Origin of the sequence: Streptomyces sp. URMC 127 (assembly GCF_051386535.1) — a bacterium.
Lineage (GTDB): Bacteria > Actinomycetota > Actinomycetes > Streptomycetales > Streptomycetaceae > Streptomyces.
In genome coordinates this window covers 12,862-24,682 of sequence record NZ_JBPQTW010000032.1, presented here as the reverse complement: position 1 = coordinate 24,682, position 11,821 = coordinate 12,862, and the positions used below count along the sequence as shown (strand labels likewise).

13 protein-coding genes are annotated in these 11,821 nt (G+C 75.7%); 4 read left to right on the top strand and 9 right to left on the bottom strand.

From position 1 onward, the window contains the following. The first annotated feature begins 1 nt into the window (after position 1). Positions 2-424 (top strand): hypothetical protein, encoded by a 423-nt coding sequence (locus ACSNOH_RS10620; protein WP_436721009.1) that lies wholly within the window; start codon positions 2-4, stop codon positions 422-424. Between the two features lie 253 nt (positions 425-677). On the opposite strand, the gene ACSNOH_RS10615 is transcribed toward ACSNOH_RS10620, so the two are convergent. From ACSNOH_RS10615 to ACSNOH_RS10595, 5 genes are all read right to left on the bottom strand, one after another. Next, positions 678-986, bottom strand: a complete 309-nt coding sequence (locus ACSNOH_RS10615; RefSeq protein WP_436721008.1) for a hypothetical protein — start codon at positions 984-986, stop codon at positions 678-680. Continuing rightward, positions 983-2,758 carry a peroxidase family protein gene (locus ACSNOH_RS10610; protein ID WP_436721007.1) on the bottom strand — a complete coding sequence of 592 codons (1,776 nt, stop codon included), beginning with the start codon at positions 2,756-2,758 and terminating at the stop codon, positions 983-985. The genes ACSNOH_RS10615 and ACSNOH_RS10610 overlap by 4 nt, the downstream gene beginning before the upstream one ends. A 67-nt stretch (positions 2,759-2,825) precedes the next feature. Next, on the bottom strand, positions 2,826-4,220 hold the full coding sequence (locus tag ACSNOH_RS10605) for a hypothetical protein (RefSeq protein ID WP_436721006.1): 1,395 nt from the start codon (positions 4,218-4,220) through the stop codon (positions 2,826-2,828). Continuing rightward, positions 4,217-5,761 carry a cytochrome P450 gene (locus ACSNOH_RS10600; RefSeq protein WP_436721005.1) on the bottom strand — a complete coding sequence of 515 codons (1,545 nt, stop codon included), beginning with the start codon at positions 5,759-5,761 and terminating at the stop codon, positions 4,217-4,219. Before ACSNOH_RS10600 ends, ACSNOH_RS10605 begins: the two co-directional genes overlap by 4 nt. Positions 5,762-6,031: 270 nt before the next feature. Next, entirely contained in the window at positions 6,032-6,463 is a 432-nt protein-coding gene (locus ACSNOH_RS10595) for an SPW repeat protein (protein WP_436721004.1), read from the bottom strand. A 239-nt stretch (positions 6,464-6,702) separates the two neighbouring features. Here ACSNOH_RS10595 and ACSNOH_RS10590 point away from each other — a divergent pair, with 239 nt between their 5' ends. Next, the gene (locus ACSNOH_RS10590) at positions 6,703-6,858 is read left to right on the top strand and encodes a hypothetical protein (protein ID WP_436721003.1); all 156 of its coding nucleotides are present in this window, start codon (positions 6,703-6,705) and stop codon (positions 6,856-6,858) included. Between the two features lie 89 nt (positions 6,859-6,947). On the opposite strand, the gene ACSNOH_RS10585 is transcribed toward ACSNOH_RS10590, so the two are convergent. From ACSNOH_RS10585 to ACSNOH_RS10570, 4 genes are read right to left on the bottom strand one after another with little or no spacing between them, the layout of a single operon-like run. Next, positions 6,948-7,907, bottom strand: coding sequence for a biotin-dependent carboxyltransferase family protein (locus ACSNOH_RS10585; RefSeq protein ID WP_436721002.1), 960 nt, complete (start codon positions 7,905-7,907; stop codon positions 6,948-6,950). Beyond that, a complete protein-coding gene (pxpB, locus tag ACSNOH_RS10580) occupies positions 7,904-8,560 on the bottom strand; it encodes a 5-oxoprolinase subunit PxpB (protein ID WP_436721001.1) in 657 nt (218 codons plus the stop codon). Before pxpB ends, ACSNOH_RS10585 begins: the two co-directional genes overlap by 4 nt. Continuing rightward, positions 8,557-9,330: a LamB/YcsF family protein gene (locus tag ACSNOH_RS10575; protein WP_436721000.1), complete on the bottom strand. Its 774-nt coding sequence runs from the start codon at positions 9,328-9,330 to the stop codon at positions 8,557-8,559. The genes pxpB and ACSNOH_RS10575 overlap by 4 nt, the downstream gene beginning before the upstream one ends. Further along, positions 9,327-9,980 (bottom strand): GntR family transcriptional regulator, encoded by a 654-nt coding sequence (locus tag ACSNOH_RS10570; RefSeq protein ID WP_436720999.1) that lies wholly within the window; start codon positions 9,978-9,980, stop codon positions 9,327-9,329. Before ACSNOH_RS10570 ends, ACSNOH_RS10575 begins: the two co-directional genes overlap by 4 nt. 108 nt (positions 9,981-10,088) lie before the next feature. On the opposite strand from ACSNOH_RS10570, the gene ACSNOH_RS10565 reads away from it, so the two are divergent. Together ACSNOH_RS10565 and ACSNOH_RS10560 are read left to right on the top strand one after the other, a co-directional pair. Further along, positions 10,089-10,796 carry a DUF969 domain-containing protein gene (locus tag ACSNOH_RS10565; protein ID WP_436720998.1) on the top strand — a complete coding sequence of 236 codons (708 nt, stop codon included), beginning with the start codon at positions 10,089-10,091 and terminating at the stop codon, positions 10,794-10,796. Then, the gene (locus ACSNOH_RS10560) at positions 10,793-11,761 is read left to right on the top strand and encodes a DUF979 domain-containing protein (RefSeq protein ID WP_436720997.1); all 969 of its coding nucleotides are present in this window, start codon (positions 10,793-10,795) and stop codon (positions 11,759-11,761) included. The genes ACSNOH_RS10565 and ACSNOH_RS10560 overlap by 4 nt, the downstream gene beginning before the upstream one ends. Positions 11,762-11,821 lie beyond the last annotated feature (60 nt).

Below are 11,821 nucleotides of genomic sequence, written 5' to 3'. Positions count from 1 at the left end.
CATGAGCAAACGCCAGAAGGGCCGCAGGCACCGCAGGGTCAACCGCACACCGCGCCCGGTCGGCGCGGGCCGCCTCCGCGCCGCGGCGGCGGCCCCGCGGCCGGCCGTCGCGCGCACGGCTTCGCAGCCGGCCGGAACGGCTGCCCCGGCTGCCCCGGCCGCCCCTGTCGCTCCGGCAGCGACGGCGCCTCCCGCCGTGCCCGCGGCCCCCGTGGCCGAGCTCGGGCGGCACGCCGCGCGCACGTGGGAGAGCCTGCGGACGTGCGGTCCCGAAGGGGCCTCCCTGGAAGAGCTGTGCGCCGCCGCCGGCTACCAGCCGCGCACCGTCACCAAGCACGTCCAGGGCCTCGCGGACCTGGGCCTGGCCGAACTCCGCGGCGAGCGCTGGTACGCGCGTGACATGGCGGCGCTCGGGGGGCGTTAGGCCCTGCCCCGGGCTGCGCGCCGCGGCGGCGGAGGGGGGCGCGTGGCGCCCCCCAGGCCGTCCCGCGCCGGGCCCGCGGCGGCGTCGAAGACGGCCTGACCACGGGTATCCCGTACGGCTCGCCGCAGGCGACACGTTCCCGCCGCGGCGGTGCTCGGCCACAGTGATGACGACCGGCGGTGCCGGGCACCGCCCGCCGGCCCGCAGGGCACCGGGCGGCCCGGCCCCCGCGAGGACCGGGCCGCCCGTGGGCCTATCGCCACCGAGGCCGGGGCGGCCCGCCCGGTGGGCTGAAGCCGTCGTCCTCCAAGCGGCGGTCCAGCGCCGCCAGGACCGCCTCGTGACGGGCCAGGGCCTCCGCCGCGCGCTCCAGCGAGCGCGCGGCCGTCTCGGCCCGGTCCGCATGGGCGATCATCCGCTTGCGCAGCGCCGCCCCCTCCGGACCCAGCGACGCCACCTCCTCCGCGCTCGACCGCAGCCGGGCCGCCTGCTCCCGCAGCGAGCAGGCCTGCGCCCGGACGGGCCGCGACCAGGGCGCGTGCTCCGCGCCGGCGCCCGTCACCGGATCCCTCCGGGCCGCAGCATCCGCCACGGCGCGAACGCGTTGCGCACGCCCCGCAGCGCCGGCTCCAGCTCCGGGTGGTGGCGCAGGAGCACGTCGGCCATGCCGGTGCGGTCGATCCACTCCATGCCCTCGGGGGTGTAGACCTCCGGGCGGTAATCCCGGGTGAAGAAGCGGTCGCTCTTCAGCCGCCGGGACGCCATCAGCACGAACAGCCGGAACGCCGTGTCGCTGAACGCGAACCCCCGCGGCCGCCGCTCGGCGTACATGCCGACCATGGTGTCGACGCGGTCCAGCCGGCCCTCGTAGACCTCGCGCAGCTCCGCGGCGAGCCCCACGTCACCGCCGGTCAGCTCCTCGAAGCCGGAGACGGGCGGGCGGTGCAGCGCGGCCCGGAAGGCGGTGTAGCGGGGCACACCCCGCTCGCGGTCGCGCAGCACGTCGACCGCGCCGACGTCGACGTGCTCGCCGGAGATCCGCAGGAGGTCGCGCAGGCAGTCGGGATGGTTGTGGAGGGTGATGTCCCCGGGGTGCATGACGCCGAACGAGTACAGCAGGTCGGAGAGGCCGTACTTGTCCACGGCCGGCCGGGTGGCCAGGGCCTGCAGCTCCTCGAAGCCGGTCCGCTCGACGAGCGCGCCCGTACGGTGCGAGTAGACGGCGTACTCGTCGCGGATCATCGGGTGCAGCCGGTAGGCGGCGACGAACTCCTCCGTCATCGAGTACGGCGCGCTGTGGTGGTCGGTGGGGGAGCCGGGGATGCCGAACAGGGTCTCACCGGTGCCGAACCGGCCCACGCGGCGCCGCACCCGCGCGGGCAGGACCCCGTACCAGTTCATGTGCATGGCCGCCCGCGTCACCGGGTGAGCGACGATCCCCGGCGTCCACTCGACCGTATGGATCTTGGCCATGACGGCGGCGTTGACGAGCCGGGCCGTCTGGAAGAGCCGCTCGTCGCCCCACGTGGGGTGGGCGGCGGCGATCCGGTCGCAGATGGCGTTGTGCTCTTTGGCGAAGAGCGTGTGCAGCAGGGACAGGCCGACCCAGTAGTTGTCGTTGAAGCCGGTCAGGTCGATGCCGGACAGCCCCGGCGCGGTCTCGTCGGGCAGCCGGCCGCCGACGACGGCGAGCTTGCCCCGCTCGCCCGTGCGCAGGGCCCGGCACCGCTCCTCGCTCGACCCGTACAGCTGCGACCCGTCCCACCAGTGGGTGACGGTGTTCTCGTACGTGGGAGGGCGGGAGGCGTCCTTGTGCGGGACGGGGTCGGGGCGGGAGCGGCGCACGAGCATCGGGCACTGCGGCCAGTCGTCGTCCGCGGCCAGCGGCACGTCGATCGGCGGGCCGGCCTTGTTGTCGCCGTGGCTGAACCAGCCGTGGTTCTGGAACTGGATCCAGGCCGCGGCCAGCAGGTTCAGCCCGGTCGCCGGGCGGAAGCCGGAGCGGCGGCGCAGCAGCTGCCGGCTGACCTCGCGGGGGCTGGGCGAGAGCAGCCCGTCGTCCTCGGGCTCGGGGTAGGTCTCCGGCAGGGCGCAGTTGCGGTCGAAGCGGGTGCCCGCCCGGCCCATGTCGGCGTCGGCGGGGTCGTAGCCCGATCCGTCGTAGCTGCGATGGGGGAGGAGCTCGGCGACGGCCCTGCGCGGGCGCTCCCCGCCGGCCCCGTAGGTGTCGTACAGGTTGTGCGCCCGCAGCACTTGCCGCTGTCTTCTCAGCTCCAGCAGCGCCAGCGGGAAGGGGAGGTCGTGCCACTCGCGGCGGCGCGGTACCGGCGTCATCGACAGTTCTCCGTGAGGGTTGCGGACGGTGGTGCGGAAGGATGCGCGGGCGCGCGGGCGCACCGGCCTAGCCGCCGGTGAGGCGGTGGACGGCGGTCGCGCCGGGCCTGCCCCGGTAGGGGGCGAGCAGCTCGTCCACCCGGTCGCGGGCCTCGGTGGCGGTCTTGTCGAGGCTCTGGGCGTACTCCTGCGCACCGTGGCACTGCGGGACGTCGTACGAGGGATCCGTCCAGGAGAGCTCCAGCCGCTCAGGCGACGGCGACGGAACCGGGACCGGGAGCGGACTGCGGCCCTCCAGACGGGGCATCAGGTCGTGCTCCTCGGCGAGGCGGACGACGCGGGCGCGGAGAGCGGGCGGGAGCCCGGAGCCGGCGGGCGAGCCGGCCGTGACGACGAGCTCGGCGGCCCGGCGGAGCCGCCCCGGGCCGCCCGCCAGGTGCAGGGCCGCGACCCCGCCCGGGCCGTGCCCGACGAGCGCGACCGGCATGCCGTCGGGCACCGCCAGGCGGAGGGCGTCGCGGGCGGCCAGGGTGTACGGGCAGTCGCCGCGGCCGAGCGCGGCCACGGCCGCGACCAGCCCCTCCGGGGAGGCGGTGCGCGGCAGGACGAACTCCGGGCCGGGCAGGAGCACCAGGCACCGCGTGGTGCCGTCCGGGCCGGTGACCTGCCGGGTGAGCATCCTGCCGGGGCCCAGGGCCGCCAGGTTGCGCAGGTGGGCGGAGATGCCGCCGCCTTCGTCCAGGCCGTCCGGGAAGACGGCCTCCGGCGACTCGCCGGCGGAGCGCGTACGGCGGCGGGAGCGGGGAGCGGGCACATGCCCGCGGCTGCTCTCCGCGCCGGCGCCCGTGACGGTGAGCCAGGCGGCCGCGTCGTTGAACGGGTTCGCGTCGGTCAGGGCGTGCCACGCCGTCACCGCTTCCCAGGTGGGGGCGAGCGCGGCCAGGGCGTGCCCGGCGCTGCGGACGCGGACGTCTTCCCGGAGGATGCGCAGGGCCAGGGCGGGCAGGCCCGCCTCGACGGCCACGAGCATGCGCCGGACCGCACTCTCGGCCGCGTACTCCGCCTGCCGGGTCGCGCACAGCCGTACCTGCAGCCGCAGCGCGGTGGCCGCGAGGTCGGTGGCGAGGCTCCCGCGGCGGGCGGCCACGCCGGCGGCCCGGGCGGCGCGCCCGGCCCGCCCGCCGTCCGGGGCGTGGCCGAGCCCGGCGGGGTCGGTGAGGCTGCGGGCCAGGGCGCCCGCGGCCCGCAGCCCGCGGCGGGGCGAGCGGCCGAGGGAGGCGAGCAGCGCGGGGTCGCTCGCGACGGCCGTGACGGCCACCCCGGCGGCACGGACCGCCGCGGCGGCGCCGGCCAGCTCGCGGGCCGCGGCGGTGAGCCGGTCCGCGCCGGCCGTGGCCGTCCCGGTGCCTTGGCCGGCCTCCGTGGTGGTGCGCGGGGAGCCCGGTGTGCCGGCGGCCGTCATGCGTCCTCCTCGGATGTGCGGCCGCCCTCGCGGGTCCGGCCTTCGGGCCTGCGGTCTCCCGCCGTGCGGGCCTGGCCCGGGCCGGCTTCCGCGGTACGGGATTCCGCCGCTGCGGCTCGTGTCGTGCGGGGCCGCCGCGTGCCGGCCTCCGGCGCGGCCGCGGCGCGGATCCCGATCCGCAGCCGTGAGGTGTCGAAGGTGTACGGGAGCGGCCGGCCGGGGCCGAGCCGGATCCCGGCGACGGCCAGTTCGCCGCCGCGCAGCAGCTCGGCGAGGAAGCCGGTGGCCAGCTGCAGGGCGAGCTCCATGCCGCTGCACTGGGCCTCGCCGCGGCTGAACGGGCTGACCGCCCAGTCGCGCTCCGCGGTGCCGTCCAGCCACTTCTCGGGCGCGAACCGATGGGCGTAGTCGAGGCGTTCGCCGTCGCGGGCGTGGAAGGCGACCGGGACGAGGACGTCGACCCCGCCCGGCGCGACGGCGTCCCGCCAGCGGGTCTCGCCCGTGGTCCGGCGCGTGAGGCCCGCGACCGGGGGCCACAGCCGGGCCGCCTCCTGCACGCAGGCGCGCAGGTAGGGCATGCCGAGGAAGCCGGGGACCGTGCGCGGGCCGTGGGTATGGTCCGCCGCGCGGATCTCCTCCATGGCGCGCTCGTGCTGGCGCGGGTGCGTGGCGAGCAGGGCGAGCGTCTGCACCGTCACCGCGGTCAGCGCGCCGAGCGCCATGAACCAGTGGCTGACCTGGCACTCCGGGGCGGTCTCGGGGCCCCGGGGCGCGGCCGCGAAGAGCCCGGCCAGGCTGCGCGGATCCGCCTCGTACAGATATCTCGCCTGGCGCTGCATCATCTTGCGGCGCACCCGGCGGGCGCGGCCCGCGCGCCAGCGGCGGGCCCCCATCCAGTTGGCCTCGGAGAGGAGTTCGCCCAGGAGCCGGGAGAACTCCTCGTCGTCGGCGGCCGCCTCGCCGAGGAAGCACCGCCGCCCCACGCGCTCGATGCTCGCCCGCAGGACCTCCGGGCGCAGCCCCGCCACTGCCCCGGGGCCCAGCAGGGCGGCGGCCTCCTCGCCGGCGACGCGCAGGAAGCGGTCGGCGAGCCGGTGCACCGGGCAGCCGGCGTCCAGGACCGCGTCGTTGAACATCCGGCGCACGATCCGCTGCCGCCCGTGCGAGGCCACCAGCGTCTCGGGCTGGACGGAGGCGAAGCCGCTCACCTTCTCCCAGGTGTCGACCGCGTGGACCGCGACCGGGCCGGAGAGCACCTGCCGGGCGTCGTCGGCGTCGAGCACGAGCAGCGTGGGCCCGGCGGCGCCGCGCACCAGGACCGGGCCGCGGCCGTGCCGCCGCCGCATCCGGCGCATGGCCTCCGGAGCGCGGCGGGCGGTGTCCGCGCGGGCGACGAGCGCGGCGATCCGGGGCCGGGACCGGAAGACGCCCTTGAGGTAATTGGGAAGGAAATAAACGAGGGTGAGCCGGAGATTCTCTCCCGCGGATGCGGCGGGCAGCGCCGTCCCCCGGCCCGTGCCGACCCCGGGCGCGATCGTCATGCGTCGGACCTCATGAGGTTGAAGTGATCAGTGAGAGCTGGAGCATTGCCACTTCAGGTCCGGTGGAGTCATCAGGTAGGAACATCACCCGAGTTTTCATCCCCAGGGGTGAAACAGGGGATTGCCGTTGCCGTCGCCGGCCGGCCCGGTGGGACGGCTGCGGCGACAACAACGGCAACGGCGGTCGGCGGAGCGGGAAAATCACGGTGCGACGGCAGTCACGGAACCGGCGGAACGGCGAAATTCAGCCTTTTCCGGGACCGGTTGCGGTCAGCGCCGTGACCTCGCCATCCCCATGCGTGCCAGGGCGAGGGCCACCAGGCATGCCACCGCTCCCACGATGACGTTGCTGACGACGGCGGCCGTGGTGAACGCGTGGCCGGAGACGACCCAGGGCGAGATGATCGTCCAGGCGCCGAGGCAGAGGGCCGCCCAGCTCATCGCGTGAGTGCGCTCGTAGGCGGGGCCGAAGCCGCCGACCAGGCAAGCGAAGGCTGCACCCACGATCACATTGTGGATGGCAAGGGTTGAAGCGCCGCTGAAGCCCACAATCCATGGCGATGCGGCCAGGTAGACGCCGCAGAGGAGGGCGAGCGCCTCGACGGCCTGGGCGACGGGGGTGCTCGTCGCCGCTTCGGAGTGGGCGCGGAGCGCGAGGATGTCCGGGTGCTGGTCTATCCGGGGCGACGTAGGGGCGGTCACGTCAGCCACCTTCTTTCAGTGTCAGGTCTGACCTGACTGCATTTTAACCTGATTGACGGGATTTTCACCTGGATGGAGGCCGTCATATCTGGCGATTTCCCCTGTGTTGGGGCCCCGTTTCGCCCCGTCACCCTGGGGGAACCCGGGCAGTCGGTTTCCGGGGACCGAAAGATGGACCGAAAGAAAACGCGACGGCGGACGACGGCGAGCGACGGCTCGGCAAAGGCGAGGAGGCGGCTGTGGAACAGCTCAAGGGACAGGGCGAGCGGATGCAGCACCGGGGCGAGACCCGGGAGGAGACCGCGCGGACCCGCCGCTCGGTCCAGGGCGACACACCGGACCGGACGGGGGAGGACCCCGACGCCGAGTCGCACATCATCCGCGGCCTCGACTGACACGGGAAGCCCGGCTGACACGGGCAGCAGGCCGCGGGGCGTCCGGCCGCGGGCTTCGGCACCGCCCGCGGCCCGGACGCGCGGCGGCCTCAGCCCCGTACGGGCACGAACCGCACCGGCGTGCCGGGCACGGCCTGTGCCGCGGCGGCCAGTTCCGCTTCGGGCACGACGCCTACGACCGGGTATCCGCCGGTCGTCGGGTGGTCGGCGAGGAAGACGACGGGGCGGCCGTCCGGAGGCACTTGGACGGCCCCCAGGACCATGCCCTCGCTCGGGAGCTCGCCGTCCGCGGCGCGCTCCAGGGCCGGCCCTTCGGTGCGCAGGCCGATCCGGTTGCTCGCGGCGGCCACCCGGAAGGTACCCCTGGCCAGGGTGCGCAGCGCGGTGGGCGTGAACCAGTCGTCGCGCGGGCCCGGTACGAGCGGGAGCACCAGCCCGCCGACGGGCGGGCCCGCCCACGGGACGGCGTCGGCGTACGCGGGCGGCCCGCAGGGCGCCCCGAGCGGCAGGACGGCACCCGCGGCGAGCGGCTCGGGGCCGAGGCCCGACAGCAGGTCGCGGGAGCGGCTGCCGAGCACGGGCGGCACGGCGAGGCCGCCCGCGAACGCCACGTAACTGCGCAGCCCGCCGGCGGCCCGGCCCACGTCCAGCACGCCGCCCGCCGGCACCCGCACCGGGGCGCCCCAGGCCACGGGGCGGCCGTCGACCCGCACGGGGCAGGGCGCGCCCGTCACGGCCACGGTCACGGCCGCGGCGGTGCGCACGGCGCAGCCGTCGGCGGTCGTCTCCAGCGTGGCGTGGCCCGGGGGGTTGCCGGCGAGGCGGTTGGCGAGCTCGTGCGCGGGCCGGTCCAGGGCGCCGGAGCGGCCGACGCCCAGGTGGGCGTGGCCGGGGCGGCCGAGGTCCTGCACGGTCGTCAGGGCGCCGGGCCGGACGACGGTCAGGGCGGGAGCACCGACGGCCGTGCCGTGGTCCGTTGCGGTCGTACGGCTGTCCGTTTCGGACACGCGGGCGTCCGTTCCGGCTGCCGGGTTGTCCGTTCCGGTCATGCGCTCACCTCGAACCGTACGCGGGTGCCGGGAGCCAGCAGTGCCGCCGGCTCCCGCGCGGCGTCCCACAGGACCGCGTCCGTACGGCCGATCAACTGCCAGCCGCCGGGGGAGGAGCGGGGGTAGACGCCGGTGTACGGGCCGGCCAGGCCGACTGCGCCGGCGGGCACGGCCGTGCGGGGCGTGGCCCGGCGCGGCACGTGCAGGTGCTCCGGGAGGCCGGTCAGATAGCCGAAGCCGGGGGCGAAGCCGCAGAAGGCGACGCGGAATTCGAGGCCGGAGTGGATCGCTGCGACCTCGTCCGGGGCGACGCCCCACAGGGCGGCGACCTCGGCGAGGTCGGCCCCGTCGTAGCGGACGGGCAGGACGACGGGATCGCCGTCCGCAGCCGTGAGCGGCGGCACCTGCCAGTGCACGATGTCGGCGGCGAGGGCCTGCGGGTCGGCCAGGCCGTCGAGGAGGACGGTCCGCGCCGCGGGCACGATCTCGGTCACGGCGGGCAGGCTCCCGGCGGCCCGGCGGCGCAGCAGCTCGGCGTGGAGCGCCTGCGCCTCCTCGCCGCCGGCGACCTCGACGAGCAGGGCGTGCGGGCCGACGCGCAGCGGGCGGACGCCCGGGGCGCCCGCGGAGGGCGCGGTGATGCGCGCGGTCATGCGAAGGCCTCCAGCCGGACGCCCGCGGACTCCAGCGCGGCCCGCACCCGCCGCGCGAGGTCCGCGGCGCCCGGCGTGTCCCCGTGCAGGCACAGGGAGCGGGCCCGTACGGCGACGTCCTCGCCCGTCAGAGCGGTGACGGCGGCCTCGCGGGCCATCCGCACGGAGCGGGCGACGACGGCGTCGGGGTCGAGGACGACCGCCCCGGGGGTCCGGCGCGGCACGAGCGTTCCGGCGGCCGTGTACGCCCGGTCCGCGAACGCCTCGCCGATCACCGGCAGCCCGGCCCGCGCGGCCGCCTCGTGCAACCGGGAGCCCGGCAGGCCCAGGACGGGCAGGGAACCGCCCGCGCGCAGCACCCCGGCGACGACGGCCGCGGCCTGCTCGGCGTCGGCGACCGTGCGGTTGTAGAGCGCGCCGTGCGGCTTGACGTAGGCGACGTCCGCGCCGGCCGCCCGCGCGAAGACGCGCAGGGCGCCGATCTGATAGGTGATCTCGTCGGCGAGCTCGTCCGGGGGCACGTCCATGGCGCGGCGCCCGAAGCCGGCCAGGTCGCGGTAGGAGACCTGGGCGCCGATGCGCACGCCGCGCTCGGCCGCCCGCTCGCAGACCTGCCGCATGGTGGACGGATCGCCGGCGTGGAAGCCGCAGGCGACGTTCGCGCTGGTCACGACCGACAGCAGGGCGTCGTCGTCGGTCAGGCGCCAGCGCCCGAAGCCCTCCCCGAGGTCGGCGTTGAGGTCGAGCACGGCGGTGCCGTGGGCGTTCATGCGTCCTCCCCTTCCCGCTCCCGCAGGGCGCCCAGGATGAGCGCCAGCGCGTCGTCCAGATAGGTGGTCAGCTCCCTCTCCGCGCGCTCGTACGCGCCGTCCTCCAGGAGCCCCGCGAGAGCGCGGTTGCGCGCCAGGAACGGCTCGTGGAAGCGGCGCGGCGACGGCATCGCGTGGAAGGCCAGGCGCAGTTCCGCGAGCAGCCGGTCCATCGCGGCGTCGATGCGCGGGCTGCCGGACAGGGCGGCGAGCGCCCGGTGGAAGCGCAGGTCGGCCGAGCCGACCTCCTGCCAGTCGCCCTCGGCGGCGGCTCGTTCGGCGCGGTCGACCGCGGCGGTCACGGCCGCCGGCGGTGCCTGCCCGGCCCCCGCCGCGGCGCGGATGCCGGCGGACTCCAGTGCGGCGCGCACGCGGTAGATGTCGGTGACGTCGGCGGCGTCGACGACGCGGACGAAGACGCCGCGGTTGAGCCGGTGCACGACCAGGCTCTCGTGGACGAGCAGCCGGAACGCCTCGCGCAGCGTGTTGCGCGAGACGCCGAGGTCCCGGCCGAGGGCCTCTTCCGAGAGCCGGGTGCCCGGCGGCAGGCCGCCGCCCTCGATGCGGTCGCGGAGCACGCCGGCGACGCGCTGCGCGGTGGACAGGGCCATCGTCATCCCCCTGCAGCTATTGAGAATTGTTGAACAATATCTTAGCCTCCTCGCCAATCCCTCACCCGATCGAGTGGGGGTCGTCCGGGACCCCGGAAGGCGGAGCCCATGATCGTTCTCCTGGGCGTCCTCGTGGTCGTGCTCGGCTTCGCCACGAGACGCAACCCCTTGCTGGTCGTCGGCGCCGCCGGCATCGTCACCGGCCTCCTCGGCGGCCTCTCCCCGCAGCGCGTCCTGGCGGCCTTCGGCACCGGGTTCGCCTCCAGCCGCTCGGTGACGATCTTCGTGATCACCCTGCCCGTCATCGGCCTGCTCGAACACCACGGCCTCCAGGAACAGGCCCGCCGCCTGATCACCCGCTTCGCCGGGCTCACCGCGGGCCGCTTCCTCGCCCTCTACCTCCTGCTGCGCCAGATCGCCGCCGCCGTCGGCCTGAACAACGTCTTCGGGCACGCCCAGACCGTCCGGCCGCTGGCCGCGCCCATGGCAGAGGGTGCCGCCGAGCGCCGGCACGGGCCGCTGGGCGAGAAGGCCCGCGAGAAGGTGCGCTCCTTCGCGGCGAGCGCGGACAACGTCGGGCTGTTCTTCGGCGAGGACGTCTTCCTCGCCGTCGGCTCGATCCTGCTGATCACCGGCTTCGTCAACACGACCTACCACACGCAGCTCGAACCGCTGCAGCTCGCGCTCTGGGCGATACCCACGGCCCTGTGCGCGCTCGCCGTCCACGGCTGGCGGCTGCTGCGGCTCGACCGGCAGCTGTCCGGCGCGGCCCCCGGGCCCGGCCGCACCGCCGACCTCGGGGAGACCCTCAAGTGATCAAGGCGGAGTGGTTCTACTGGCTGGTCGGCGGCATCTTCCTGGTGATGGCCGCCCAGATGCTCACCGACCGCACCAACCCCAGGCGCTTCGGCACCGCCGCCTTCTGGGGCCTGCTCGGCCTCGGCTTCGTCTACGGCACCTGGGTCGCGGACAAGTCCGCGCCCGCCGAGCCGCTGGGCGCGGCCGTCCTCGTCATGGTCTGCCTCGCGGGCTTCGGCTTCACCGGCCGCGGCAAGGGCGCCGCCGCCACGGCGGAGCAGCGCGAGGAGCGCGCGACGCGGTGGGGGAGCCGCCTGTTCGTCCCCGCCCTCACCATCCCCGTCGTCGCCCTCGTCTGCGCGGTCGGCGTCAAGAAGCTCTCCGTGGACGGCGAGCCCGTCCTCCAGAAGGGCAGCGAGACCATCCTCGGCCTCGGCATCGGAGCCGTCACCGCCCTCGTCGTGGGCATGGCGATGCTGCGCGAGAAGCGGCTCTCGATCCCGGTGCACGCCGGGCGGTCCATGCTGGAGTCGATGGGCTGGGCCATGCTGCTGCCCCAGCTCCTCGCCACCCTCGGGAGCATCTTCTCCGTCGCCGGCGTCGGCGACCAGGTCCGCCGGATCACCACCGCGGTGCTGCCCGACGGCTCGCTCTTCCTCGCGGTCGTCGTCTACTGCGTGGGCATGTTCCTCTTCACCGTCATCATGGGCAACGGCTTCGCGGCCTTCCCCGTCATGACCGCCGCCGCCGGCTGGCCGGTCCTCGTCGTCCAGGAGGGCGGCAACGCCGCGGCCGTCCTGGCCATCGGCATGCTCGCCGGTTTCTGCGGCACGCTGGTGACGCCCATGGCCGCCAACTACAACATCGTCCCGGCCGCACTCCTCGAACTGAAGGACCAGTACGGGCCCATCAAGGCCCAGCTGCCCACGGCCGTCGCCCTGCTCTGCTGCAACATCGCCCTTATGTACGCCTTCGCCGTCTGATACGTCTTCGCCGTCTGGTACGTCTTCGCCGTCCGACGCCGTCACTGTCCGACAGGCCTT

Bases quoted from the DNA above. Each gene is read 5' to 3' on its own strand.
- ACSNOH_RS10610 (WP_436721007.1), bottom strand. From the start codon at position 2,758: ATGACGCCGGTACCGCGCCGCCGCGAGTGGCACGACCTCCCCTTCCCG.
- ACSNOH_RS10600 (WP_436721005.1), bottom strand. From the start codon at position 5,761: ATGACGATCGCGCCCGGGGTCGGCACGGGCCGGGGGACGGCGCTGCCC.
- ACSNOH_RS10565 (WP_436720998.1), top strand. From the start codon at position 10,089: ATGATCGTTCTCCTGGGCGTCCTCGTGGTCGTGCTCGGCTTCGCCACG.
- ACSNOH_RS10570 (WP_436720999.1), bottom strand. From the start codon at position 9,980: ATGGCCCTGTCCACCGCGCAGCGCGTCGCCGGCGTGCTCCGCGACCGC.
- ACSNOH_RS10585 (WP_436721002.1), bottom strand. From the start codon at position 7,907: ATGACCGGAACGGACAACCCGGCAGCCGGAACGGACGCCCGCGTGTCC.
- ACSNOH_RS10575 (WP_436721000.1), bottom strand. From the start codon at position 9,330: ATGAACGCCCACGGCACCGCCGTGCTCGACCTCAACGCCGACCTCGGG.
- pxpB (WP_436721001.1), bottom strand. From the start codon at position 8,560: ATGACCGCGCGCATCACCGCGCCCTCCGCGGGCGCCCCGGGCGTCCGC.
- ACSNOH_RS10620 (WP_436721009.1), top strand. From the start codon at position 2: ATGAGCAAACGCCAGAAGGGCCGCAGGCACCGCAGGGTCAACCGCACA.
- ACSNOH_RS10605 (WP_436721006.1), bottom strand. From the start codon at position 4,220: ATGACGGCCGCCGGCACACCGGGCTCCCCGCGCACCACCACGGAGGCC.